At 52.3% G+C, this 24,584-nt stretch carries 38 protein-coding genes; 37 read left to right on the top strand and 1 reads right to left on the bottom strand.

The genetic code is table 11. The annotated features are described in order from the left end of the window. Positions 1–291: 291 nt before the first annotated feature. Positions 292–1,233 carry an omptin family outer membrane protease gene (locus BDE27_RS07985; RefSeq protein ID WP_099133751.1) on the top strand — a complete coding sequence of 314 codons (942 nt, stop codon included), beginning with the start codon at positions 292–294 and terminating at the stop codon, positions 1,231–1,233. A 362-nt stretch (positions 1,234–1,595) separates the two neighbouring features. On the opposite strand, the gene BDE27_RS07980 is transcribed toward BDE27_RS07985, so the two are convergent. Next, positions 1,596–2,231: a hypothetical protein gene (locus BDE27_RS07980; protein WP_099133735.1), complete on the bottom strand. Its 636-nt coding sequence runs from the start codon at positions 2,229–2,231 to the stop codon at positions 1,596–1,598. A gap of 181 nt (positions 2,232–2,412) precedes the next feature. On the opposite strand from BDE27_RS07980, the gene BDE27_RS07975 reads away from it, so the two are divergent. From BDE27_RS07975 to BDE27_RS07800, 36 genes are all read left to right on the top strand, one after another. Beyond that, complete coding sequence (locus tag BDE27_RS07975; protein ID WP_099133734.1) at positions 2,413–2,652, top strand: helix-turn-helix domain-containing protein; 240 nt, start codon at positions 2,413–2,415, stop codon at positions 2,650–2,652. Positions 2,653–2,654: 2 nt separating this feature from the next. Next, the gene (locus BDE27_RS07970; RefSeq protein WP_099133733.1) at positions 2,655–4,691 is read left to right on the top strand and encodes a Mu transposase C-terminal domain-containing protein; all 2,037 of its coding nucleotides are present in this window, start codon (positions 2,655–2,657) and stop codon (positions 4,689–4,691) included. A 17-nt stretch (positions 4,692–4,708) separates the two neighbouring features. After that, the gene (locus BDE27_RS07965) at positions 4,709–5,602 is read left to right on the top strand and encodes an AAA family ATPase (RefSeq protein WP_099133732.1); all 894 of its coding nucleotides are present in this window, start codon (positions 4,709–4,711) and stop codon (positions 5,600–5,602) included. A 10-nt stretch (positions 5,603–5,612) separates the two neighbouring features. After that, positions 5,613–5,888: a hypothetical protein gene (locus BDE27_RS07960; RefSeq protein WP_099133731.1), complete on the top strand. Its 276-nt coding sequence runs from the start codon at positions 5,613–5,615 to the stop codon at positions 5,886–5,888. A 13-nt stretch (positions 5,889–5,901) separates the two neighbouring features. After that, complete coding sequence (locus BDE27_RS07955) at positions 5,902–6,108, top strand: hypothetical protein (RefSeq protein WP_099133730.1); 207 nt, start codon at positions 5,902–5,904, stop codon at positions 6,106–6,108. 23 nt (positions 6,109–6,131) lie between these two features. Continuing rightward, a complete protein-coding gene (locus BDE27_RS07950) occupies positions 6,132–6,770 on the top strand; it encodes a DUF3164 family protein (RefSeq protein ID WP_099133729.1) in 639 nt (212 codons plus the stop codon). Positions 6,771–6,857: 87 nt separating this feature from the next. Next, entirely contained in the window at positions 6,858–7,046 is a 189-nt protein-coding gene (locus BDE27_RS07945) for a hypothetical protein (RefSeq protein WP_099133728.1), read from the top strand. A gap of 93 nt (positions 7,047–7,139) precedes the next feature. Beyond that, on the top strand, positions 7,140–7,676 hold the full coding sequence (locus tag BDE27_RS07940; protein ID WP_099133727.1) for a hypothetical protein: 537 nt from the start codon (positions 7,140–7,142) through the stop codon (positions 7,674–7,676). Further along, positions 7,673–7,981 carry a hypothetical protein gene (locus tag BDE27_RS07935; RefSeq protein WP_099133726.1) on the top strand — a complete coding sequence of 103 codons (309 nt, stop codon included), beginning with the start codon at positions 7,673–7,675 and terminating at the stop codon, positions 7,979–7,981. Before BDE27_RS07940 ends, BDE27_RS07935 begins: the two co-directional genes overlap by 4 nt. Next, the gene (locus BDE27_RS07930) at positions 7,968–8,210 is read left to right on the top strand and encodes a hypothetical protein (protein ID WP_099133725.1); all 243 of its coding nucleotides are present in this window, start codon (positions 7,968–7,970) and stop codon (positions 8,208–8,210) included. Before BDE27_RS07935 ends, BDE27_RS07930 begins: the two co-directional genes overlap by 14 nt. After that, complete coding sequence (locus tag BDE27_RS07925) at positions 8,203–8,736, top strand: gp16 family protein (RefSeq protein ID WP_099133724.1); 534 nt, start codon at positions 8,203–8,205, stop codon at positions 8,734–8,736. The genes BDE27_RS07930 and BDE27_RS07925 overlap by 8 nt, the downstream gene beginning before the upstream one ends. Continuing rightward, complete coding sequence (locus tag BDE27_RS07920; RefSeq protein ID WP_244208722.1) at positions 8,733–9,233, top strand: hypothetical protein; 501 nt, start codon at positions 8,733–8,735, stop codon at positions 9,231–9,233. Before BDE27_RS07925 ends, BDE27_RS07920 begins: the two co-directional genes overlap by 4 nt. Next, positions 9,215–9,667 (top strand): Mor transcription activator family protein, encoded by a 453-nt coding sequence (locus tag BDE27_RS07915; protein WP_099133723.1) that lies wholly within the window; start codon positions 9,215–9,217, stop codon positions 9,665–9,667. Before BDE27_RS07920 ends, BDE27_RS07915 begins: the two co-directional genes overlap by 19 nt. Positions 9,668–9,682: 15 nt before the next feature. Then, entirely contained in the window at positions 9,683–10,201 is a 519-nt protein-coding gene (locus tag BDE27_RS07910; protein ID WP_099133722.1) for a hypothetical protein, read from the top strand. A gap of 92 nt (positions 10,202–10,293) precedes the next feature. After that, a complete protein-coding gene (locus BDE27_RS07905; RefSeq protein WP_099133721.1) occupies positions 10,294–10,752 on the top strand; it encodes a mor transcription activator family protein in 459 nt (152 codons plus the stop codon). Between the two features lie 139 nt (positions 10,753–10,891). Continuing rightward, the gene (locus tag BDE27_RS07900; RefSeq protein ID WP_099133720.1) at positions 10,892–11,146 is read left to right on the top strand and encodes a phage holin family protein; all 255 of its coding nucleotides are present in this window, start codon (positions 10,892–10,894) and stop codon (positions 11,144–11,146) included. Positions 11,147–11,148: 2 nt separating this feature from the next. After that, positions 11,149–11,685, top strand: a complete 537-nt coding sequence (locus tag BDE27_RS07895) for a lysozyme (protein WP_099133719.1) — start codon at positions 11,149–11,151, stop codon at positions 11,683–11,685. Further along, on the top strand, positions 11,682–12,143 hold the full coding sequence (locus BDE27_RS07890; protein WP_099133718.1) for a lysis protein: 462 nt from the start codon (positions 11,682–11,684) through the stop codon (positions 12,141–12,143). Before BDE27_RS07895 ends, BDE27_RS07890 begins: the two co-directional genes overlap by 4 nt. Before the next feature lie 5 nt (positions 12,144–12,148). Beyond that, on the top strand, positions 12,149–12,352 hold the full coding sequence (locus BDE27_RS07885) for a hypothetical protein (protein WP_143707538.1): 204 nt from the start codon (positions 12,149–12,151) through the stop codon (positions 12,350–12,352). Continuing rightward, the gene (locus tag BDE27_RS07880; protein ID WP_099133716.1) at positions 12,349–12,564 is read left to right on the top strand and encodes a hypothetical protein; all 216 of its coding nucleotides are present in this window, start codon (positions 12,349–12,351) and stop codon (positions 12,562–12,564) included. The genes BDE27_RS07885 and BDE27_RS07880 overlap by 4 nt, the downstream gene beginning before the upstream one ends. Position 12,565: 1 nt before the next feature. Next, positions 12,566–13,066, top strand: a complete 501-nt coding sequence (locus BDE27_RS07875) for a DUF1804 family protein (RefSeq protein ID WP_099133715.1) — start codon at positions 12,566–12,568, stop codon at positions 13,064–13,066. Next, on the top strand, positions 13,059–14,690 hold the full coding sequence (gene terL / locus BDE27_RS07870; protein WP_099133714.1) for a phage terminase large subunit: 1,632 nt from the start codon (positions 13,059–13,061) through the stop codon (positions 14,688–14,690). The genes BDE27_RS07875 and terL overlap by 8 nt, the downstream gene beginning before the upstream one ends. A gap of 15 nt (positions 14,691–14,705) precedes the next feature. Then, positions 14,706–16,286, top strand: a complete 1,581-nt coding sequence (locus tag BDE27_RS07865; RefSeq protein WP_099133713.1) for a DUF935 domain-containing protein — start codon at positions 14,706–14,708, stop codon at positions 16,284–16,286. Next, a complete protein-coding gene (locus tag BDE27_RS07860; protein WP_099133712.1) occupies positions 16,273–17,442 on the top strand; it encodes a phage head morphogenesis protein in 1,170 nt (389 codons plus the stop codon). The genes BDE27_RS07865 and BDE27_RS07860 overlap by 14 nt, the downstream gene beginning before the upstream one ends. Beyond that, positions 17,429–17,965 carry a phage virion morphogenesis protein gene (locus tag BDE27_RS07855; RefSeq protein WP_099133711.1) on the top strand — a complete coding sequence of 179 codons (537 nt, stop codon included), beginning with the start codon at positions 17,429–17,431 and terminating at the stop codon, positions 17,963–17,965. Before BDE27_RS07860 ends, BDE27_RS07855 begins: the two co-directional genes overlap by 14 nt. A 258-nt stretch (positions 17,966–18,223) precedes the next feature. Continuing rightward, a complete protein-coding gene (locus BDE27_RS07850) occupies positions 18,224–19,324 on the top strand; it encodes a phage protease (RefSeq protein ID WP_099133710.1) in 1,101 nt (366 codons plus the stop codon). Then, complete coding sequence (locus tag BDE27_RS07845; protein ID WP_099133709.1) at positions 19,324–19,722, top strand: hypothetical protein; 399 nt, start codon at positions 19,324–19,326, stop codon at positions 19,720–19,722. Before BDE27_RS07850 ends, BDE27_RS07845 begins: the two co-directional genes overlap by 1 nt. A 9-nt stretch (positions 19,723–19,731) precedes the next feature. Next, the gene (locus tag BDE27_RS07840) at positions 19,732–20,640 is read left to right on the top strand and encodes a Mu-like prophage major head subunit gpT family protein (RefSeq protein ID WP_099133708.1); all 909 of its coding nucleotides are present in this window, start codon (positions 19,732–19,734) and stop codon (positions 20,638–20,640) included. Continuing rightward, positions 20,640–20,966: an HI1506-related protein gene (locus BDE27_RS07835; RefSeq protein WP_099133707.1), complete on the top strand. Its 327-nt coding sequence runs from the start codon at positions 20,640–20,642 to the stop codon at positions 20,964–20,966. Before BDE27_RS07840 ends, BDE27_RS07835 begins: the two co-directional genes overlap by 1 nt. Before the next feature lie 2 nt (positions 20,967–20,968). Then, entirely contained in the window at positions 20,969–21,397 is a 429-nt protein-coding gene (locus BDE27_RS07830) for a gp436 family protein (protein ID WP_099133706.1), read from the top strand. Next, the gene (locus tag BDE27_RS07825) at positions 21,394–22,044 is read left to right on the top strand and encodes a DUF1834 family protein (RefSeq protein ID WP_099133705.1); all 651 of its coding nucleotides are present in this window, start codon (positions 21,394–21,396) and stop codon (positions 22,042–22,044) included. Before BDE27_RS07830 ends, BDE27_RS07825 begins: the two co-directional genes overlap by 4 nt. Then, complete coding sequence (locus BDE27_RS07820) at positions 22,041–22,232, top strand: DUF2635 domain-containing protein (protein ID WP_099133704.1); 192 nt, start codon at positions 22,041–22,043, stop codon at positions 22,230–22,232. Before BDE27_RS07825 ends, BDE27_RS07820 begins: the two co-directional genes overlap by 4 nt. Beyond that, entirely contained in the window at positions 22,225–23,658 is a 1,434-nt protein-coding gene (locus tag BDE27_RS07815) for a phage tail sheath C-terminal domain-containing protein (RefSeq protein ID WP_099133703.1), read from the top strand. The genes BDE27_RS07820 and BDE27_RS07815 overlap by 8 nt, the downstream gene beginning before the upstream one ends. A 10-nt stretch (positions 23,659–23,668) precedes the next feature. Next, positions 23,669–24,043: a hypothetical protein gene (locus BDE27_RS07810; protein ID WP_047769769.1), complete on the top strand. Its 375-nt coding sequence runs from the start codon at positions 23,669–23,671 to the stop codon at positions 24,041–24,043. After that, positions 24,040–24,387: a hypothetical protein gene (locus BDE27_RS07805; protein WP_099133702.1), complete on the top strand. Its 348-nt coding sequence runs from the start codon at positions 24,040–24,042 to the stop codon at positions 24,385–24,387. The genes BDE27_RS07810 and BDE27_RS07805 overlap by 4 nt, the downstream gene beginning before the upstream one ends. After that, positions 24,387–24,581: a hypothetical protein gene (locus BDE27_RS07800; protein ID WP_099133701.1), complete on the top strand. Its 195-nt coding sequence runs from the start codon at positions 24,387–24,389 to the stop codon at positions 24,579–24,581. Before BDE27_RS07805 ends, BDE27_RS07800 begins: the two co-directional genes overlap by 1 nt. Positions 24,582–24,584 lie beyond the last annotated feature (3 nt).

The following is a 24,584-nucleotide window of genomic DNA, read 5'->3' as shown; positions in this document are numbered from 1 at the left end:
ATTGAAAATTAATATAATTAATGGCCTGCTTTGTAGCAGGCCGTTGAGTTTTATGCAACTAAATCCAATGAATTTAATTTTTAGTTAAAAAAATTTACCTAAAAAATGAAAAATAGCTAAAAGAGTATAATCTTAAACTATAAGCATATAACGATAAAAGTAATATACCAAAGATATTATTATTTCTGTTATTGATAGTTAAATAAATTATCTCTTCTAGTTGTGGATAGCTATCAGGGTAACAGAAATTATGAAAATTCAATTTACACTCTGATAAGGTTATTAATAATGATGAAAAAAATCTTGATAGCTACTCCATTGTTGACTTTTTCTTTTGGGATCATGGCAGCACCTGCTCTATCACAATTGGATTGGTACGATGGCAGTGTATCTTTTTCGCTTGGGCTTGGTTGGCTAAAAGGAGAATCTAACGAGCATCTCTATGGATATTCCAAAGATCCAAAATACAAAAGCAGTCAATTGAATTGGAAAATTGGCGATGTTCTGATTGCCAGAGGCAAAGTTTCCTGGGATCCCCTTGACAGGCTAACTGTGAATGCGGGTGGTTGGGTCAGATTATCGTCACGTGATAGCAAAATGGTTGACTACGATTGGTTGGATGTAAACCAGAATCATTGGACTCATTGGTCATCCAGCTCAAATACTTCCCTAAACGATGCTAATGAGTTTGATTTAAATGCCGCAGGTTGGTTAATTAAACAATCGAATTACAAATTAGGGGCGGTATTAGGTTACCAGGAAACACGTTTCAGTTGGACGGCTTATGGTGGTCATTATATCTATGATAATGGTGCTAATATCGGCGAATTTCCTGCCGGGATGGCCGGAGTTGGCTATAAACAAAAATATAGCCTACCCTATATTGGATTAGCTGGACAGTATCGTTATCAGGATTTTGAATTTAACCTTTTACTAAAATATAGTCCGTGGGTAAAAGCCTGGGGCAACGACGAGCACTATATGCGTCGTTTAACCCTTCCTCAGCGATCTGATAAGGTACGTTACATTGGTGCCAGCATTGATGCTGGTTATTATTTGACTCAAAATACGAAGGTGTATACGGCGTTTATCTGGAATAAATATCGCGAAGGTAAAGGTCAAACGAGGCTTATCGATTATGATGCTGGCAACACCAAAGATTTAGGTGATAATTCTATCGGAATTGAAAACCGAAACTACAGTATCGATCTTGGATTACAGTACCATTTTTAATTTTCTTATAATCGTATCACTGACAGTTACCGCTTTTTCGGTATCTGTCAGTTTAAGCCATACCAATTCCTCACAGTTCAGTAAAATATTGCCTCACAATTTCCCTGCCAATCTCCATAGAAGCTGTGGCTGCCGGTGACGTGTGGGGAGGTGATCAATTCTGCACTAAATAAAAAGATAGGGAATTGGCCGAAAAGCCTTGATATGATTGAGGTATAGGGATAAGAGGCGATTTTGCACTAATCAGAGAGAATTGATAATTTTTGTTATTTTATGCGTTTAATTCTGCACTGTTTTGATCATAGTTTGAGAGGGTTTAAACAACATTTACAGGGTGATTGATCAGGTATGAAATATCATAATCACCCTGCGTTTTTATTTACCGCCTGAACGATACCAGTTTCAGGTTCCACGTCTCCTTCGTTCTTGCTAATGCGACGCAAAATCTCTTTGTCGAGTGCTTCATTACCAGGTAGAGCAACCTTGATTGCTTGTTTTAATGTGTCTCTGATAGGCAAGGAATCAATAGTGTCCTCAATTGCATCTTGCAATGTTTGTTTCTGTCCTCTATTGAGGATGCTAACAACTCCATTTCTATGTATATACTTTAATAATTCACTGGCTTCATTAGGTTCTATAGAATCAAACACCATATCCCAAGCCTGTTTTAATTGAGTTAACTCTTGTTTTGATATATCAGTATTGACCGATTCAACAATGCCCGAGGCAATAGGGTCAGCGACTTCTCTAGTGCCATTGGCAAGCCAATCTATACTAATGTTCTCAATAGAAGATATTGTATTTATTACACTTAAAGTCGGCTCAGTACCTCTATTAAGATAATTGTTCAAAGTTGATACAGATAGTTCCCAATCTTTTGCTGCTGCCCTTACACTTCGCTTACCTATCAGCAGCTTCAATCGGTCTTTAAAAGTTTCTTTTTCAGTTTCTTTTCCCTTGGGAAGAAAAGAAAGTTTCTCCGTTTTTACCGCACTCATTTTCCTTTCACCTAACTAATTGATATTAAAATTATTTTGCCATATTGAGATAAATAAACTCAAAAAGACAAAAGAAAGTGGTTTTTTTGCTTTACGTGAGTTCAATTTGGATCAATACTATATCCAGACGGATAACCCCAGCGGATTATCCGCGTAGATAATATTTTAGGGTAGTCGAAATATGAATGGAAATGAAGTGGTAATTCCCGTTGATTGGCATCGCATTGATATTGTGGCAGCTATACACAAAGCCGGTTTCACAATGAGGGAGCTTTCAACATTGGCAGGGTTAGCCCCTGACACATTAAAAAATGCCCTTTCACGTTCTTACCCGAAAGGCGAAAAAATCATCGCGGATGTTCTGGAAACCACCCCGGAGCATATTTGGCCCAGTCGTTACTCATATAAACGTAGGATGTGATTATGTTTCTGACAGCGAATGAGTTAATAGGATTGCCTGCATTGCCCGGTTCGGTTCAGGGGATGCGTATGGCATTGAACCGGTTAACCGGGGATAACCCTGAGTTTGTTCGCCAGCGTCAGGGAAGTAAGGCGATGGAGTACCATATTGATTGTTTACCGGATGTTGCACGGGAGGCCGTGCGCCGCCAGTATTTTGCGGCCGTGCTGGCACACCCCGTTAATCAGGATGCGATCAATACCCCCGTGGCGCAGCCCGTGCGCCCGTTGGAGGAATTGCAGTTAATGCGCCAGTGTCCGGCACTGCTCACCCGCGAACTGTCATCCCTGACCGATCAGCAACGGCAGGTGGCAGATGCCCGTGCCCTGCTGGCGCTGGAGGTGTTGAACTTACGGGATGCAGGGATGTCCCGTTCGGCGGCGGTACAGTATCTTTCTGACGGGTCACGCCAGGGTACGTTACCCAGTGCGTTACAGTCAGCCGCTGACGGTGCCAATGCCCGTAAGGGGCGCCGTCGCGGCGTTGGCACCCGTGCCTTGCAGGAGTGGGTGACGATATACCAGAGCACCAATAACGGCGATGAACGGCTGGCCTTACTGTCACCCGGTCATAATAAAGAAGTCCAGCCGGAGCAGGTGCAATGGTTTCCTATGTTCCTGTCGCATTATCGTAATGTGAATGGCCCGTCATTACAGGCGGCCTACCGCAGCTTTTGCGAGGAATGGCAGCAGCTCTACGCTGACCAGCCCCCCATGCTGGAAACGCAGCCATCGTATGATGCGGTACGCCGGCTGATGGCAAAACTGCCGAAGCGGGAAAAAGCCCGTGGCCGTCTCACCGGCTCCGCTGCCCGTGCACTGGAAACCTACCAGAAACGGGACTGGTCACAGATGCCGGTGAATGGCTGCTGGATCAGCGATGGTAAGAGCATGAATTTGAAAGTGGCGCACCCCATTCACGGGCGTCCATTTACACCGGAATTGACATTGGTGCTGGATGGCCGTACCCGCTATGTGGTGGGCTGGTCGCTGGATCTGTCCGAAAGTACGATTGCGGTGGCCTCGGCGTATCGCCATGCCATGAAGCATCACGGTAAACCGCTGTTTGTCTACTCCGATAACGGGGGCGGCCAGACTAACAAAACACTGGATGCCGATATCACCGGGATTTTTCCCCGGATGGGTATTGACCACATGACGGGTATTCCCGGCAATCCGCAGGCACGCGGCATTATCGAACGCCTGAATGCGGTGATCCCCCGGCGTATTGCGCAGAAATTCCAGACCTATAACGGGCTGGGGGCTGATCCGGAATCGGTGCGCGTCACTGACCGCCGGATACTCTCTGCGGTCAAAGCGCAGGAAAACCAACGGGAACTGAATGCTGTGCAACAGGCTGCACTGGCAAAACTGCCAACATGGCAGCAATTGCTGGATGCGATTGAGGAGGAAGTTGAGCACTACAACACCCGGCATGAGCACAGTGAGCTGCCCAAACACAACGGGCGCCACATGACGGCGGCAGTCTACCGCAAAATGGTGCTGGAAACCGAAGGGGATGAAATCGAATACCTGACCCAGATTGAACTGCGCGAGATGTTTATGCCGGAGGTCACCCGTATCGCCCAGCGTGGCTGGGTGGAGTTCAACAATAACCAGTATTTTGCGGAAAATCTTATCCAGGTGGATGGCGAAAGCGTGCGGGTGGCCTACGACATTCATGATGCCGGGGAAGTCATCATCCGCAGAATGGATGGTCGCTATGTCTGCACCGCTATCTGGAATGGCAACAAGGTCGCCGCTGTACCCACCACGGCGATGGCGAAAGCCGTGGAAGCCCGCCGCAGCCGCCGCCTGGCACGGGTTGAGGATAAGCGCCATGAGATTGAGGCGGAGGCACGGCCTGTTCTGGAATCTAAGCCATTGCCGGACTTTGGCGGATTTATTCCCGTGCCAGAAACAGCCGCATTACCGAACCGCAGCTATTCCTTCCTGCAAACGGAATTTGAGCAGCATATGAAAGATGCCGGAAATTACTAATATTTTAGGGGGTTATGATGTCTCTTGTTCAAGAACTGATGGAATTAATGGACGAAAAAGGGTTTTCACAAGCGCAGGTGGCACGGGGCATTGGCCGCAGCACCGCCATGATTAACCAGTATCTACAGGGTAAATACGTGGGCGATACCGCCACACTGGAAACCCAACTGGGGCAGTTTATCCGCCGTGAGCGTGACCGGGAAAAGGTACGCCATCTGAAACCCACATTTATTGCAACCTATACCGCCCGCAAGGGGTTAGAGGTTTGTCGTCTGGCGCATATGGACGGGGAAATCAACGTGATCTACGGCGATGCCGGGATGGGTAAAACCATGGTCATGCGGGAATATGCCAGACAGCAGTGTGATGCCATTTTGATTGAGGCTGATCCTGGCTATACCGCCCGCGTGATACTGGAAGAGCTGTGCAGCCGTCTGGGCGTTAATCGCCGTGGCAACCTGCATGATATGAGTGAAGCGTGCATTACAGCTTTGCGCGGTTCGGGGCGGATTATCCTGGTGGATGAGGCGGAGAACCTGCCTTACCGCGCACTGGAAACGTTGCGCCGTATCCATGATAAATCCGGTGTCGGTATCGTTCTGGCGGGCATGCCACGCCTGATACTCAACCTGAAAGGGACGCGCGGCGAGTACAAGCAGCTTTATAGTCGCGTCGGTTTTGCCCTGCCAATGGGGGACAGCCTGCCAGAGGCTGATATTCAGGACATTGCCCGCAGTCTGTTGCCTGAGATTGAGGGGGATGATATCCGCCAGGCGTTGTTTACCGCCTGTAAGGGGAATGCCAGACGGTTGTTCAAATACTTGCGCGGTGTTTCCCGTGCCAGTCAGTTGAGTGGTCAGCCTGTTGATGTCGGCATGATTAATGAGTTCTCAAAAATGCTGATTAATTAATGAGGTACATATGTTAATTGATTTGAATACCCAGAATAACCAATTGCTGTCTGCCCTGATTCAGGCGGAATCGGTGGTCACCGCGTTATCTGAGCGGGGGATCACCGTGCTGAGTGTGATGATGCGGGATAACAGGCCCCGTATTCACATTGTCCGTCACGCCTATTGTGAGCAGTTAATCCGTGATGGTCAGGCCGCTTATCTGCATTTTGGTCAGGGGCAGTTTAAACAGGGAATTTTTAATCAGGATGGTTGTCAGGTTTATTGGTCGGAATCTTTACATTAAGGGGCGCAATATCATGGCAGTAAAAATTGAGATCTTAATTACCAGTGAGTCGGGGGAATTGCGGCATGAGCTGCAAGCAGGCGCAGCCGTTGCCGGGGAATTCACCCACCAGGAATACCGTGCAGCCGAAAATTTGTACAGTGCGATTGGTGAATTGCTTAAGAACCATAGCGAAGGTTTGGTCATGCATCAGGCAGCCACACAACATAATCTTCACTAACTTTAACGTAATCAGGAAAAAACATGTCAACGAAAATACAACAATTTACTAAAAAATCCGCACCGGACGGCTATTGGATTGATGCGAAAGGGGTGTTGACTCCGGTGGAAATCATCAAAGAAATCGACTTTGAGCGTGACGCGCTGGTAGGGGAGCTTGTGCAGATGGCTTTTCGGGCGAATGAAGTGCTCGAAGAGCTGAAATTACGGGGATTTGCGGATATACAGGCGTTTGTTGATCTCTCTGCCGAAAAGTACGGCGCAGTCAAAGGCGGCAAAAAAGGCAATGTCACGCTGTATTCCTACGATGGGGACTACAAAATCCAGCGTGCCATGCAGGACAGAATTGCCTTTGATGAACGTTTGCAGGCAGCCAAGGCCCTGATTGATGAATGTCTGGCAGACTGGACGGAAAATGCCCGCCCGGAAATTCAGGTGCTGATTAATCAGGCCTTTATCACTGACAAAGAAGGTGAGATTAACACCGGGCGCGTACTGGCACTGCGTCGTCTGGATATCGACGATGAGCGCTGGGGTAGAGCCATGATGGCCATTGGTGAGGCGTTGCAGGTGGTGGGCAGTAAATCCTATCTGCGGGTGTATGAGCGTATCAGGGATACTGACCAGTACCGCCCCATTGCTCTCGATATCGCGGGGGTGTGAGATGGCCGGACGCAATGGCACGTATCTGGGCAGAACGGCGCTGCGCATTTTGTCAAAACGCCGCCACCAGGGAATGGGGAAAGCCGGATGAAAGCGCAGCAGTTTAACCAGCGTTTCCCGATAGGGCACTGTTTTATCTATCAGCCTAACCGGGTTTTACGGGGCGGCCAGACCGTCAGAACGATTGAGCGGGCGCAGGACTTAAATAATATGACCGTGGTGGAAATCAGTACCGAACCTTATTTAGTCCGAATTGAACATTTAACACCGGCTTAATGTAACAAACTGAAAATTAATAATTTTTAAAAATGGCGTAAATCTGCCAGGGGCTGGCTTACGCCAAAATTCAGCCTAATTGATGAGGAAGTTATGTCTTATTCTTATATTGCAACCCATACAGGACGTCATTTGAACTATTCCAATGTCACGCCTGCGGATATTGATATTCACGATATCGCGCAGGGTCTGGCGAATGAATGCCGCTTTAACGGCCAAATTGGAAACTTTTATTCTGTTGCCCAGCACAGCATCTACGTTAGCCAGCTTGTTCCGCCTGATTTTGCGCTGGAAGGGCTTTTGCATGATGCCGCAGAAGCCTACTGCAAAGATATTCCCAGCCCGCTCAAAGGCTTGTTGCCCACTTATCTGATCATCGAAAGAAAAATTGATGTTGCTGTTCGGCGGAAATTTAGTTTGCCTGTAGGTCTCAGCCATGCAGTTAAGCACGCCGATCTGGTTATGCTGGCAACAGAACGCCGCGATTTAGAAGTGGATACGGCGGGAAAACCTTGGCCTATCCTGACGGGGATTACTGCCAGTGACGATATCGCCATCATGCCACTCACGCCACCGCAAGCTCTGTCCGCCTTTATGAACCGCTACCATGAATTAACGGGGGCGTTATGAATCCACGTTACCAATGTCCTGTGTGTGAGAAATATACATCCGTTGATCGTTCCGTATTATCGGTGGGCGACAGGGTGACTTTTACTCAAATGACTCAGCGAGAATACCGCCACCGTATCACCTGCCAAATAAAAACCGTTAAGGGACGTATTGAGCAGATACAGGGTGAGCAGGTCTCAGTGCGTTACGGTAAGAAACTGTATTCGATGAATCTGAATGAAATCAATCCGGCGGGTGCACCGTCAGCACTCTTCCGGGCTATCGTGGGAACCTGTACGTGTGGAGATAATAATGAGCATCGATAATCTGGATTTAGTGCTGTTAAAACAGGAGCTTGTTGAGTGGCATGAGACAGCTCTCGAAGGCTGTGAGCTATTACTTGAACCTGCGGATAAAGCGATGCTTTTTCCATCACAGAAGAAAAAGTTGCAGTTTAAAACGGCCGCCGAAATCAGCGCATTCCGGGCGGGTGTCATACTGGCGCGGGGCCAGTTTAGTGATCTGCCTTTTGATGACGAGGTAGAAAATGACTAACCAACAACTGATCCGCCTTATCCATATTGCCAAAAACAAACAGCAACTGGATGACGCCACCTACCGTTCGGCACTGCTGGCTGCCACAGGCAAAGACTCTTGTGGGAAGATGACCCATTCCGAGCTGAAAGTGGCTTACAGCGCCTTTGTGGCCCGTGGCTTTAAACGGCGTTTAAACCGCACTCAACAGCGGGTTAAACCCAATTTAAAAGGGCAACATCGTGTGCCGGAAATCGGCAAAATCCGCGCTATCTGGATCACAATGCACCAGCAAAAATTTGTGATTGATGGCTCTGAAACCGCGCTTAACCAGTTTGTCCAGCGCCAGACGGCTAAAATCAACGGCGGTGTCGGTGTAGCCGAAGTGGGCTGGCTTGATGCATCACTGGCCAGTCAGGTTTTGGAGTCCCTGAAACAGTGGCACGGTCGGCTCATGTTGGGAGTGATGCACGTGCGAGGTCAGCACCTGCCGGAACGGCGGGGGTATGATGCCTTGTGTGATGCGTACAATATGGGGAAAGCATGATGAAAATTGGTCGTTGCCCAATTTGCCATTCTGATTTTCATCTGGATGCCCTGTTTGAGGATGATGCTGCCCGCCAGTTACTGGTAACAATGACCGGATTGCAGGGCGATTGTGCCCGTCATTTGGTGGCGTATATTGGGTTGTTTCGCCGAAGTAAAACGAACCTGTCCAACAGCCGCGCATTAAAACTGGCGGAAGAGGTGCTGGCAATCTACCCCGCTAACCGGGTACTGACCCACGCCCTGAGTGAAACGGTTGAGCGCATTCGGGAAAAACGGGCACAGGGCGATGCTAAGCCGCTCTCTAACCATAACTATCTGAAAACCGTCTACCAGTCCTCAGAACAGTTATTTGCCCAGGGCAGTAATATCCGCGCACGGGAAAAACAGCAGGTATCGGGTTCAGACAGCCGTGAAGCTTATTTTCAGCAGATGCACAAGCTGGGCGTCGATGTCGCAACCTTGCCGGGTGGTGCAGAATGGCTAAAGAACCAATAGCACTGGAACATATCCAACCATTATTGCCGGAGTCGCTCCGGCATATTGCGTCATTGATTGGCTATCCGGCGACGTTAAAATTAATTGACGTGTTTGGCGGCACTACATTCCCGTTCGGCCGTGGAAAACACCCACGAGGCCAACATAGACAGGCGATGCTGGTTGCGGCGATTGGTGAAGAGGCGGCAGCATGCTTGTCTCAGCATTTTGCGGGGACAGAGCTATATATCCCCAATGCCGCCGCGGCGATGCGGGAATGGCGTAACCAGCGATTTTTATCTGAATTCAATCAGTTGCTCAATGAGGGGAATTCGGCATTGATGGCAATTTCCAAACTGTGTCCTATATTTGGTTTTAGTGATAGACATGCGTGGTCACTCTTATCGCGTTACAAACATTCTGGTACGCTTAATCATCAATGTGATTTGTTTTAAACGGAGGTGATGAAAATGAAACGTGTTTTACTGGGGCTGATGCTATCAACATTATCACTGAGTTCTTGGGCTGTGGATGGTTACAAAGATGTAAAATTTGGTTCTAGCGTTAAAGACCTTATGAATTCTAAGCTTTGCAATTTTCAAAAAATTCCACCTGCATCAACTATAAAAGAACTCTCACTTTATTCTTGTCTTGACTTTAATTTTTCAGGTAAGAAAACTATGGCAATAGCGACATTCCTGAATGGTAAGTTTAAGAGATTCCTTATTGGTGTGGATTCAAATATTAATCCATTAATTGATGCGTTAAATAAAAAATATGGATTGCCTTCATCAATGACATCTGAAGACATAATGGTTCGAGCTTTAACTACAGGTGAGCCTGTTTTTGTTCGTTATGATAATGACACGGTTATTATTAAAGTTGAGAAAAGTAATGGTCAAGAAGTTACTATGCTAATGTATACAGATTCTAAATTTGATGATGAAATAAATGCATTATCTCAAAATAAAATTGCCAATGACATCTAACCACTGAACCCCTTCAACCTATCTAATGCCGCAAAACCTGAAATACTGAACACCTTCCATTTTTTGGCAGGTGTTTTGTTTTTGGGGGAGCGATGCAGATCATTATTGAACACACCGAATTAGCGCAACTGGAATCCCTGCTACCGGATTCCGCCCTGCAATTGATCGAGGTGATTGGCTATCCGGCCACCGCCCGCCTGGTTAGCCGTTTTGGGGGCGTGACCCTGTCCGCTAAAACCGGCAAAGCGGCCGAACGCAGCGGCGGCGTTTATCGCCTGTTACGCGAGGTACTGACTGACGAGGAGTGTCACACGCTGATGGGCTATTTAGGGGATGCGCCATTTTATATTCCCCGTTGTGAAGCGGCGTTCCGTTCCCTGCGCAATGCCCGTTTTCTGGCGGAACTGGCGGGATTGTGTCAGGACGGATTGTCCCGCCGTCAGGCGATGGCGCTGCTGTGTCCGCGGTATGGTTTTAGTGATCGCATTGGCTGGAAGCTGGTCAGTGAGCAGGATGCAGACGTGGCACCGCAATCCCGTTTATTTGATTGAAATGCCCCTCATACCTGTGACACACTGAATGGCATATTCAGCAGGTCAGTCGCCTGCTGAACCCCTTCAAACGCTTCCCTTTTTTTCCCTGCCCTACACTGCGTTCATTGATTAAGCAGCGACATGAGGCACCGCAGGGATGACCACTGATGATAAATATTCCCATGCCACCTACGGTATTTCCGGGCTGATTGCCTTCTTTACCGGGTTATCCCTGTACGAATGGGGCTTTCTGATTGGCGTATTTGCCAGCATCCTGTTGGGAACGCTGACCTATCTACTGAACCGACGGGAGCAGAAAAAGCGTACAGAAATCTTGCAGCACATTCTGGAGCGCAGTGCGTCACCGGAAACGCTGTCAGAAATCATTACCCGTTCGCCCAAGGACGTCTAGTCATGGAGATGAAGAGCCGTCTGAGTGCGGCGGTTATTGCCGCTATTCTGGCGGGGGCAGGTTCGGAGATTATTCTGGCGCAATTTCTCAATGAAAAAGAGGGCAACCGGCTATCGGCCTATCAGGATGCGGGCGGCATGTGGACGATTTGTCGCGGTATCACACGGGTACAGGGCGCGCCCGTTCGTCGGGGTATGACGCTGACCGCTCAACAGTGTGATGCATTAAACCGGATTGAAGCGCGGCGTGCCATTGACTGGGTAAAACACCATGTACAGGTGCCACTGACAGAGCCTCAGATAGCCGGAATTGCCAGTTTTTGCCCGTATAACATCGGCCCCGCCCGGTGCTTTTCCTCCACGTTCTACCGGAAACTCAACGCAGGGGATAAACGCGGGGCCTGTGCTGAGATCCCGCGCTGGATTTTTGATGGTGGCCATGATTGTCGTAAAACCAAAGGTCAGGCGAACGGCTGCTATGGTCAGGTTGAGCGACGTGCTCAGGAAGCGGCACTAACATGTTGGGGGCTGGATAAATGAAATTCACATTAACCGGTTACACGATGATTGCACTGGCCGTTGTTGCAGGCATCAACTCATTTGGCAGTTACTACTATAGCAATCAGTATGCGAAACAGAAACACGCCAATGAACGTCAGGCCAGCGAAATCCAGCAACTGACCGACACTATCCATATCCAGAACACGCATATTGATATGTTGCAGGAACTGGATACCAAACATACTGAGAAACTGGCTTATGCCCAATCTGAAATTGACCGGCTGCACGCTGATTCTGTTGTTCATCCTGAGCGGGTGTACATCCAGGCCAAATGTCCCGTGCCTAAAACCGTTGCCGCCACCCGCGTGGATGATGCAACCCCCGCCCGACCTACAGACACCGCTATCCGAAATTATTGGTTACTCAGGCAGCGAATTGCCACCTCAGAACAAATGATTCTGGGGTTGCAGGACTATATCAAAACACAATGTCAATAAGGTGAATGATGACAATTTATGATTTTCCACCCTATGGGGTCAGTAGCCAGATGTATCCCATAACAGTTGTTTTAGCGCGTATCACGCATTTTCATTCCATTGATTACAACGGTAATCGCGGTACAGCTATTTTTCTGGATACAGGGGGAGAGGTTCGCACCAGTATGCGCAGTTGGGATGTTGGCAAATTGCTGAGAGAAACACCATGAAAAAGAAAAACCGAAACAACCAGGTTTTAACCGCCCTGAATGCATTAAATGCCCGTTTGGATCATCTTGATGATCAGATGGACGCTATTCGCGAAGAGGCCACCAATGGCGCCATGCGGCGTGGAGCGATTGCGGGTGCCGTTTCCGGCACGGTAGCAGGCTGTCTGGTCTCAATGGTCGTGCTGTTGTTACGTACCAAAATGGGGGGCTGATATGGCCTATCCGCAGGAAACGCGGGATAAACTCCGTCGCATGTATATCTTCAACCAGTTATCGCTGGAAGTCACCGCGGCACAGTGTGGTGTGGCGTTTGTCACCGCCCGGCGCTGGAAAAAAGACGCACAGGATAAAGGCGACGACTGGGACAAGATGCGTGCTGCGCAGACAATGGCCGGCGGCGGCATAGAAGAAGCTGGTCGAGCGGTGCTGATGAGCCTGGTGGTGCAATGCCAGACCACAATGGAACTGCTCAACACCACGCCGGATATGCTGCCCCAGCAACGGGTGGAGTTATTGGCGAGCCTGGCGGATGCGTTTAATAAGGCGACCAGTGCCAGCAAGAAGATCTTGCCGGAAACCAACGAACTGGCGACTGCACTGGAAATTGTCCAGAAACTGGGCGCGTTTATTAACGACAAGTATGCACAACATAACGCAGCCTTTCTGGACATACTGGAAGCGTTTGCCACTGAGTTAGAGCAACACTATGGCTAAAAAATTTTCCCTCAAAGACTTCCGGGCATCGCTTCAGGACTATATCACCAGCCTGCGCCAGACCATTGAGGCGGAGTGCCTGGGATTTGATGCCGATCCCAACGCGGCCGAAGAGCGCCGCCAGAACGTGGCCGATGCGGCTGAGGGCTACAGCTTCTTTGTCCAGACCTATTTCCCGCACTATGTGCGCCATCCGTCGCGCAGTCAGTTACACAACTATCTTTTTACCCGCCTGCCGCAAATTGTCGCCAGTCCGGCGGCCGAAAGCGACGCGATTGCCGCGCCCCGCGGCGAAGCCAAATCGACACTGGTCAGCCAGTTGTTTGTGCTCTGGTGCATTATTCGGGGTATCAAACGCTATCCGGTCATCATTATGGACAGTATCGATCAGGCGTACCCGATGCTCGAAGCCATCAAAGCGGAGCTGGAATATAACCCGCGCTTGCGTAATGACTACCCGGATATCTGCGGCCAGGGGCGCATCTGGCAGATGGGGACTATTGTCACCCGCAACAATATCAAGGTGACGGTAGCAGGCTCCGGCAAAAAGTTACGCGGCCTGCGGCATGGCCCCTACCGCCCCGATTTGGTGGTGCTGGATGATATCGAGAATGACGAGATGGTCCGCAACCCGGAGCAGCGTGACAAATTACACGCATGGCTGACCAAGACCGTGATGCCGCTCGGTGAGGCAGGCGGCAAAACCGATATGGTCTATATCGGTACAATACTGCATTACGATTCCGTGCTGTCCCGTACCCTGAATAACCCCCTGTGGCGAACGGCGCGGTTTAAAGCCATTATCCAGTGGCCGGCCAATATGGCGCTGTGGGATCAATGGGAAGGGCTGGTCAATAATAAGCTGTTGGATGCCGCTGACCGTTTCTATCACGAGCACGCCGCGGCCTTACTGGAAGGGGCAATCGTTTCGTGGGCAGCGCGTCCCCTGCTGGCGCTGATGCGTATCCGCGTGCGTGACGGGCACGGCACCTTTGACTCGGAATACCAGAATGATCCAGTCAGTGGGGAAGATGCGATTTTCGCCAACAGCATCATCTTCTGGTCGAATCATTTATCTGACTGGCTCTATTACGGGGTGTGTGATCCGAGCCTTGGCAAGATGAGCAAGAACCGTGACCCGTCCGCTATTCTGGTGGGCGGCTTTAACCGTATGACCGGCATTCTGGATGTGGTGGAAGCCGATATCCGTCGCCGCCTGCCTGACAAAATTATTGCCGACATTATCCAGTATCAGCGCCAATACGGCTGCCTGACCTGGGCGATAGAGTCCGTCCAGTTTCAGGAGTTTTTGCGTACTGAGTTGGTGAAGCGGTCGGCACAGCAGGGTATCCCCGTGCCGGCGGTGCCGGTGATACCGTCCACCGACAAAATCTTACGTATCGAGTCGTTACAGCCCCATATGGCGAACGGACTGATCCGTTTACATCCCACCCAGCATACCCTGATTGACCAGTTACGTCATTTTCCGAAAGCAGATCACGATGATGGCCCCGATGCGCTGCATATGTTGTGGTCACTGGCGGTATCCCGTGCAGGCAGCACCGAAATTTATACCCGTGCCCGGCGTGACGGTGGACAACGTTTCGGGGCGGGCGCATGGTAATAAGGAACAAGAGAAATGCCAATTGTTGATATTTACGGTAACCCCCTCCAGCGGGAGGCACTGAATACACCCCAGACGGTGAAAATTGCCCAAATGCAGCGCATTTACCCTGACCATCCGTCACGGGGACTCACCATCCGTAAGCTGCCGCGTATCCTGCAAATGGCTGAACTGGGCGACCTGAGTGCGCAGGCCAGCCTGTTCGGTGACATGCTGGAGCGTGACGGTCATATCTTTGCGGAAATGGAGAAACGTAAGAACGCGTTATTAACGCTGGACTGGTCGATTGAACCGCCCAAACGCGCGACAGCACAGGAACAGGCCATCACGGCACAGGTGCAGGAATGGTTTGATGCCATGCCGGAAATTGAGGACATCATCCTCAACGGCATGGAAGCGGTCGGGCATGGCTTCAGTTGCCAGGAAATCGAATGGGAACGGGTGGAAAAAACCTGGCTGCCGAAGACACTGCATTTGCGTCCCCATTATTGGTTTCGTACCTTGCCAGAGCAGCGGGATGAGATCCGGCTGCGGGACAATAACGGGCTGTATGGCAGCCCGCTGTGGCCGTTCGGCTGGCTGGTGCATCGTCACAATGCCCGCAGTGGGTTTATTGCGACCAGCGGCATTTATCGGGTGCTGGTGTGGCCGTACCTGTTTAAAAACTTCAGCCTGCGCGATTTGGCGGAGTTCTTAGAGATTTACGGCCTGCCTGCCCGTATCGCGACTTATGCGGCCGGCACCTCGGATGCTGACCGGGATCGGTTGCTGGATTCACTGGTGCGACTGGGGCATGAGGCGGTTGCCGCTATCCCTGCGGGCAGTGATATCCGGTTCGAGAGTGCCGCATCCGGTGGCAGTGATCCGTTTATGGCGATGATTAACTGGGCCGAACGGACGCAATCCAAAATCATTCTGGGCGGCACACTGACTACCCAGGCAGATGGCAAATCTTCCACGAATGCGCTAGGGAATGTGCATAACGAAGTACGCCATGACCTGATGACCGCCGATGCCCGCCAGTTAGAGGGCATGTTTAAGAATCTGATCCAGATGCTATTAGCGCTGAATGGACAGACTGAGATTAACCCACACCGGATGCCACGCTTTGTGTTTGATACCCGTGAAGCGGTGGATCTGCCCCAGTTTGCCACGGCCATATCCACCCTGGTGAATCAGGCGGGAATGAACTCTATCCCGGTTTCCTGGGTACATAAAAAAGCCGCGATACCGACTCCGCAGGATGACGAACCGACATTAAAACCGCGCATCAATACGGTGCTGCCTACGCCCCTCAGTTATGGTGTCTCGCGTTATGGGCTGGGGGTCTTAAGCCAGGTTCATGAGTCAGCGGATATCGATCCGGCTCAGATTGCCCTGGATAATGCCCCGCCGCTGTCTGACCCGATTAGCGTGGCAATGAGCCAGTTACTGTCCCCGCTGGTCAGCGCACTGCAATCCGGCCAGAATGTGGATGAGGCGATGAATATTGTGGCGGCCAGTTACCCCGATTTGGATGACAGCACCTTGCAGCAGTTACTGGCGCAGGCGATTTTTGTGGCCGATGTCTGGGGTTGTCTTCATGCCGACACGTAATAAAACCAACCTGGGGTATGTGATTGGCTTGCCGCCTAAAGAAGCAATTGACTATTTCCAGCGTAAAGGCTTTGCCATCGGTTTTAACTGGCACGAGGTGGAAGCCCTGGCGCATGCCCGTGCCTTTACCGTGGCCGGCGTGTTAAAACTGGATGTGCTGGCCGACATTCGGACGGAACTACAAAAATCATTGGAAACCGGGCAAACCTTCCGCGACTTTCAACGGAACCTCCTGCCGATGCTGGAACGAAAAGGCTGGCTGGGCAAGGGATTGGTTGCAGACACGGAAACAGGCGAACTGCACGGTAAGCGGCTGACCCCCCGCCGTCTGGAGACGATTTTTACGACCAATATGCAGTCGGCCTATATGGCCGGACGCTATCAGCAGCAAATGGAAAACGTGGATGACCGCCCCTATTGGGAGCGTGTGGGCATTATGGATAGCCGTATCCGCCCCTCACATGCGGCTCTCGATGGATTTATCGCCCGCTATGACGATCCCATCTGGCAATCCATCTACCCGCCGGATGGCTATCGGTGTCGTTGCCGGGTGCGTACCCGCAGCGCAGCGGATGTCGAACGGCTGGGATTGAGGGTGCAATCCACCGAGGGGCGGCGGATTGAGGTGCAGCAAGAGTACGGCGAACCGGGTGAAACCCGTCCGGTGATGGGCTTTGAAAACCCGATGACCGGCAAGGTGTATGCCCCCGATCCGGGCTTTGGGTTTAACCCCGGTCAGGTGAGCTGGCAGCCCGAACTGGATAAATACCCGCAACCCGCAGCCAGTCAGTATGTCACCGGGACATTGACCGGTCCAGACTTTATCCGGGTATTTAACGAGGCACTGAAACAGGATGCGCCGTCATCGTTACAGCGTTATCCGGTTGCCGTGCGCCCGCGCTCTGGCGGGTTGCAATCCGATCCGGTGACGGTCGATGCACCGACCCTTAAGCGACTGGCAGATAAGGCGCGAATTGATCTGGCCGATTATCTGGCGCTCCAGCAGATTATTGAGCACCCCGAACGCCAGCATTTGGCGAAAGACGGAACGCAGTATTATGGCGCCATGCGGGCGGGGGTATGGTGGATAGTCAGCGTGCGCGAGGGGCAATTGCGCAATGTGATCCAACAGGCGGATTTCCATGTTCCAGATTGAGATTGACTTAAAAGAATTTCAGCAGGCCATGCAGCAACTGACGGACGGGCTGGGTGACCGAACCCCCATGATGCGCCAGATTGCCGCGACGATGGCCGATGCGGTCGAGGAAAATTTCAGGCAGCAGGGTCGCCCTGCCTGGCTGGGCTGGAGTCCGGCTTATGCCAAAAAGCGGGCGGGCGGGAAAATCCTGCAACACACCGGGCGACTGGCCAGCAGCATCCAGCAATTCAGTGATAACGATGAAGCCCTGGTCGGTACGAATGTGATCTACGCCCGCATCCACCAGGAGGGTGGCACTATTAATATGCCTGCCCGCAGCCAGCAGGCACATTATCGGCGCAAAAAGGGGCAGAGCCGTTTTGCCCACAAAGCGAAAGCGAACCACAGTCAGTGGAATACGCTGCCGGCTTACAAAATCCAGATACCTGCCCGCCCGTTCCTGAAACTGACCGACAGCGACGCCGATCAGATCCAGGCTATTCTGGAACACTACCTGCAACGGCTGACCAATACGCCGTGACGAACGGAATATCAAAACGCCCTGAATCCCATTATGGGGCGTTTGCGCTGGTTGTGATACAATCACCGGCCTTTAACCGGTTACGTGCGTTTAAATCGTTTTTAAACGGGGTTTAAATGGGGTTCCGGTTCAGGGCAAAGCGCGATAGACTGCCTGCCAGAATTTTCCACCTGTATTTTTTGTTTTCCGCTCACTATTTCGTCACCTGCTGAACCCCCTCAACCGCATCGGTCGTGATTGCCCCGCTATGCTGTGGACATGAAAACAAACATTGCTGCACTAACCTCGCTTATCAGAGGAAACCATCACCACGAAATCCAGCTGTTTCCGGCGGGCGAATTTCGTGCCAACGATGGCCGCCCAGCCGATTGTGCCTGCTGGGTAATGACCCGCGAGATTGCGGAAAATCTGATCCAGCAAGTGGCATCACGTGCAACACCGCTGGTGATTGACTACGAGCACCAGACCCTGCGCGCCATTAAAAATGGTAAACCCGCCCCGGCGGCGGGCTGGTTCCATACCCTGGAATGGCGCGACAGTGAGGGACTGTTTGCAGTTAACGTTGAATGGACAGACAACGCGGCCAATGCCATTGCCGCCAACGAATACAAATTTATTTCCCCTGTATTTCTGTATGACAAACACGGTCACGTCACGGCACTGCTGCATTCGGCGCTGACCAACACCCCGGCACTGGACGGGATGGATGCGGTGATGTTAGCTGCGGCCTCCCAACTGGCTGCCCTGAACACCCCACAACCGGAGGATCATTCCGTGGATGACGAACTCATCAAGGAACTGTTAAACAATTTACGCTGGATGCTCAATCTGCCTGCCACCGCGACGACAGCCGATATCATCGCAGAGCTGCAAAAAGCCATTGATTTAATTTCGAACGGTCAGGGCACCGCTACAGCGGCCAGTCAAGGTCTGCTCGACTTGCTGCAAGCCCAGAGAACCCAGATTGCCGACCTGTCATCAAAAGCCTATGACCCGGCCAAGTACGTACCGATTGCAGGCTACCAGGAGCTTCAGGCACAACTGAACAGCGAACGCCAGCACGCACAGGTGAGCCAGGTTGACAGTCTGGTGCTGGCGGCGCTGAATGACGGCCGTTTAACACCGGCTCTGGAGGACTGGGCTAAAGAGCTGGGGCGCACAAACTTTGCGGCACTGACCACCCATCTGGAAAAGGCGCAGCCTATCGCGGCACTATCATCCCTGCAATCAGGGGGACAAACCCCAGCAGCCGTATCCCCGACACACACCCTGACTGAACTGGATACAGACGCCTTAGCGATTTGTACTCAGTTCGGTTTATCGCCTGAAGACCTGAAAAAACAATTGGGAGAACGCTAATGGATCGCAATACCCCTCATCGCGATGGTGAGTTATTCAGTGTGCCGTGTGAAGCCGGTGCGCAAATCGGGGGCGGACATTTGGTCTGCGCCAATGCTGCCGGTTTTGCTGTGCCCGGTCAGGCTGATGCCGGACTGACGGTGCTGGGCGTGGCCGATGAATTTGCCGATAACCGCGATGGTCAACAAGGCGAATGTGCCGTCCGGGTTCGTCGTGGCAGGGCCTTCTATTTCGATAATGACCGCGCCCAGTCGGTGACTCAGGCACAGGTCGGCCGGGCGTGCACCCTGGCCAACAGTGTGACGGTCAAGGCGATAAAAGACGGCGACAAGCTGCCCGTGGTCGGTCGTGTACTGGAAGTATCCGTCATTGATGGCGTACTGGTTCTGATTCAATAGGAAAATCTGATGCTTGTTAATAAATCGAATTTAAACGTGCTGTTTCTAGCGATTACGACCACCTTCCAGAATGCGCTGGAGGCGGCGCCGTCGCAGTGGGAAAAAGTCGCTATGAAAGTGACCTCAACCAGTAAGGTGAACGATTACACCTGGCTGTCGAACTTCCCGGCCATGCGCAAATGGGTCGGTGAAAAAGTGGTGAAATCCCTGTCCGGGCATAAATACACCATCGAGAATGATGACTGGGAAGCCACGATTGAAGTGGATCGTAACGATATCGAAGACGACCAAACAGGCCAGTACGCCATTCAGGCCAAAAGCGCTGGGCAATCAGCGGCGGCACTGCCTGATGATATCGTTTTCGAATTGGTAAACTTGGGATTTGAGCGCCCGTGCTACGACAAACAGTACTTTTTTGACCGTGATCATCCGGTCGGCATCCGGTCGGTTTCCAACAAAGGGAAAACGGCACTGTCTATTGAATCGATGGCGAAAGCGCAGGCATCCTACGGTGCCGCCCGCACGGCCATGCGCCAGTTTACCGACGATGACGGCCGCCCGCTCAATATCAACCCGAATATTTTGCTGGTGCCGCCGGCACTGGAATACACCGCCCGTGCCCTGATGACCGCTGACCGGCTGGAAGACGGCAAGGTCAACCTGTTTAAAGGCACGGCGGAAGTGGTCGTCGAACCGCGCCTGACCCACGATACCCGCTGGTATTTGCTCGACACCACTAAATCCGTGAAGCCGATTATTTATCAGGAGCGCAAAGCCCCGGTGATGGTGGAACAAACCAGCCTGGACAGTGACGACGTATTTACCCGCCGTCAATACAAGTTTGGCGCCGAAGCCCGTGCCGCAGGCGGTTACGGTTTTTGGCAATTGGCTTACGGATCAACCGGAGAAGAACAATAATGCCGATTTTAATTACTGCCAAAGTGGCGGATTTCCGCCGCTGTGGTATCGCCCACAGTGACAACACCACGTCCTACCCGGATGACCGTTTTACTGCCGCGCAACTGGCCGAATTGCAAGCCGACCCGATGTTGGTGGTGTCTGTTGTCAATGAGGCAGATGTGCCGTCACCGGGGGCGGATAGCCAGACTCAGGTTGCCGGACTGACTGAGGAAGTCTCACGCCTGACGACCGAACTGGACACGGTGACCGCAGAGCGTGATGCCCTGAAAAAAGACCTGGCGGCACTGAAAAAGGACGCGAAGAAGCCAACTAAAGAGGACTAACTATGTATGCCACCCAGCACGACATGATCCTGGCCTTTAGTGAGCGTGAATGTGTCAGTCTCTGCGATCCCGAAATGACCGGACAGATTGATGAGCAAACCATGAATGCAGCCTTAACCCGTGCCAGTGCCGAAATTGACGGTTATCTGGTCGGGCGCTATGCCACGCCGTGGCCGGATACGCCGCGCATTCTGGTCGGCCGTTGCTGTGATATCGCCCGTTATCATCTGACGACAGCCCATCGGGTGATGTCAGAAGAAATTCGCCTGCGCTATGAAGATGCCATTCGCTTTCTGGAGAAAGTGGCCGCCGGGCAGATCAGCCTGGGACGGGCGGATAACGGGCAAATTATCCAGTCCACACCGCAAATGGCGTTTGGCAGCCGTCCCCGCCAGTTCGGCCGTGATGCGACAGGGGGAGGTGCCTTTTGATCACCCAGATTGAGCAGGCCATTTGTCAGCGGCTGACCGAAGGGCTGGGGCAGATGACCCGTACCGTGACCAGTTACGGCGGGGAAATCGACGAAGATTTAGGGCGGATTGTGCGCGTGTTGCCGGCGGTGTGGGTCACGTTTGGCGGTATCAGCAAAACCGAGCCATTCAGCGTATCCAAACGCCAGTACAAACCGACCGGACAATTTGTCGTGATTGTCGGGGATTACAGCACCCGCAGTGAAGCGGCCTCCCGTAGGGGTGGCGTTAACGTCAATGAGGTCGGGTGTTATCGCCTGGTCTACGCGGTCAGGCGATTACTGACGGGGCAGGATTTGGGATTGAAAATCAATCCGCTGGTGCCGGGTCGTGTCCGTACCCTGTTTAATACGCAGGTCGCTGAACGGGCACTGTCCGTCTTTGCCTGTGAGTTTGATACCCAATGGCTGGAGGGGGCACTGGCGTCAGGTGCCTGGCCTGAACACACCCGTGACCGGGCACACCCTGACTGGCTGTATAACGAATACCACGGCCAGTTGTCGCAGCCTGACCCTGACCTGTTACGGGTGGGCACGCGCTACGACCCGCCCGGCATGGGGTTACCCGATGATCCGGCCGATTTAGTGAATCTCAGGAAAAACACATGAGTACATTAATTGTGACTGCCGCGGCGGGGCTGCATGTCCCGCTGGAAAACCAGTCGCGGCGCTATATTGGTGCCGAACCCGTGACGGTGCCGGATAGCGCCTATTACCGTCGGTTAATCACGGCGGGCGATTTAGTGCCTGCCGTTCCCACCACGACGAAGGTGGGTAAGTCGAGGAAACATGATTAGTTTTGATACCATTCCGTCCAGCATCCGCAAGCCGGGCAAGTATTTTGAATTTAATACCCGCATGGCGGTTCGCACGCTGCCGGGTAACCCACAGCGGGTATTGATTATTGCCCCGATGGGCACGCAGGCGCAGGCGGCGGCACTGACCCCGCTGGATATCTATTCCGATAACGAGGCCGCCCGCCAGTTCGGGGCCGGCTCACTGGCGCACCTGATGGCCCGTGCTGCCATTCAGGCCAACAGCTATCTGCAATTGCAGGTGATTGGCGTGAAAACCGCCACCGCAGGTAACGCGGCCACCGCTACCCTGAGCCTGACCGGTGCCACCACGGGCAGTGGCACCCTGTACTTATGGGTGGGTGACCAGCGCCTGGAGATTGCTGTCGAGTCGGGTGACAGTCTGGCCGCCCTCAACAGCGCCGTGGTGGCCGCGGTTGAGACGGCAACCGCGTTACCAATCATTGCCTCGATCCGCAATCAGGGCACCGACGAAACACCCCGTGACGTCATTACGTTGACGGCCCGTCAGGCAGGGGCATTTGGCAATGCCGTCTGCCTCAGAGCCGAATGTACCGCCAAAGGTATCAGTATCACCCTGTCCGACATGGCCGGCGGTGAAAATGACCCTGATATTCAGCCGGCACTGGACGCCGTTTTTGCTGCCGGACATCAAATCATTATTTCCCCCTTCAGTACCCCGGCGGCGTTGCTGGCGTTGCGTACCCATCTGGAGCAGACCGGCAATGCGATGGAGCAGCGCGGGGCGATTGGCGTCGCGGGCTGGACAGGCACCCTGGCAACGGGCACCACGCTGGCGGGCGAAATAAACGCGGGTCGTCTGACGATAGGCTGGTATCCGGGGTCGGCCAAATTGCCCGCCGAACTGGCGGCAGCCTATGGTGCCGTGATGGCCAGTGAGGAAGACCCCGCACGCCCCTTAAATACTTTGCCCCTGGCCGGCATGGATATTACCCCGGTGACACACCGCGCCAGCCGTAACGAGCAGGAAAACGCCCTGCATAACGGCCTGACGCCGATTGAGGTCGGTGCAGGGAATCGCGTGCAGATTGTGCGGGCTATTACTACCTACACCCGAAATGCCGAGGGGGTCGACGACATTTCCCTGTTGGATCTGACCACTATCCGCACACTGGACTACACCCGCAAGGCGTGCCGTGAGCGCATTTCACAGCGGTTTCCCCGTGACAAGCTCAATGAGCGCACCCGCCAGAAAGTCCGTTCCGAACTGCTGGATGTCCTGCTTAAGCTGGAAGAAAGCGAAATTCTGGAGCAGGTCGAGGAAAACAAGGACAAGTTACTGGTTGAACGCAACGATAAAGATCCCAACCGGCTGGATGCAGAAATTCCGGCGGATGTCGTCAATGGCCTGCACGTTTTTGCCGGCCGGATTGACCTGTACTTATAAGAGGTAACCCATGTTAGAAGAATATGTTGGTGCCATTGTGTTAGAAGTCGATGGCCGTGAAATCGAGGTCACTGATTTGGATGTGCAAATCAACACCGGCCGCAAGCTGGTCAAGACCATGAATAAAACGGGCAGAGCCAAGGGGTACACCAGTGGTATCGCGACCTACGATCTGTCATTGTCGGTGGTCATTCCGCTGGAGGGCGATCTGGACTGGGGCAACCTGGTGGGCGTTAAAATCACCCAGTACCCGGTCACGGGGAAAGGCGGGCGCCGCACCTCTTATCTGGACTGTTTTACCACCGAAGTGGGCGCGAAATACACCGTGGATAACGAAGCCAAACGGGATATCAAAATGGCCGCATTAAGGGAGGTCATTGAATGATAACCCAAATAACCCAAAGCGGAACACTGCTGTATGGCGTCGAACACACTGGCCGTTTGCATCATGCATTTACCGTCAGGTTGCCCACCATGCGCCAGAGCTACGAGGCGCTGGACGAAACCGAATCGGTGTGCGGCACGGTTGACGGGCATGCAGCCGATCTGCATTACCGGATGGCCGTGGTCGCCAAATGCCTGGTGACGCTGGGGACTATTCCCGCGCCAGACATCACCACCGAATTGTTGCTGGATCAACTGACCAGTGACGATTTTGAGGTGCTGGAGCAGGCCATTGCTGACGTTAAAAAAAAGCGACTGCTGCCACCGAACGACGCCGCGGAATAATGCTGGCCAGTATTGCCCTGGGGCAATACGGTCTCAGCCATGAACGCATCCTGACCATGAGCCGCCCCGAACTGGACGGCTGGATTGCGGCATTAAGGCAATTACAGGGGGCACCTGCCCCTAAAAACAAACACCGCAAGCGGGTTAAATCCCTGCGTCAGACACCCAAACCGCTACTAACACAACGGGGTTAAGGT

The sequence above is a fragment of the Xenorhabdus ehlersii genome, assembly GCF_003610465.1.
Classification (GTDB): Bacteria; Pseudomonadota; Gammaproteobacteria; order Enterobacterales; family Enterobacteriaceae; genus Xenorhabdus; species Xenorhabdus ehlersii.
The sequence above is the reverse complement of the archived record's forward strand: the minus strand, read 5'-3'. Positions and strand labels throughout refer to the sequence as shown.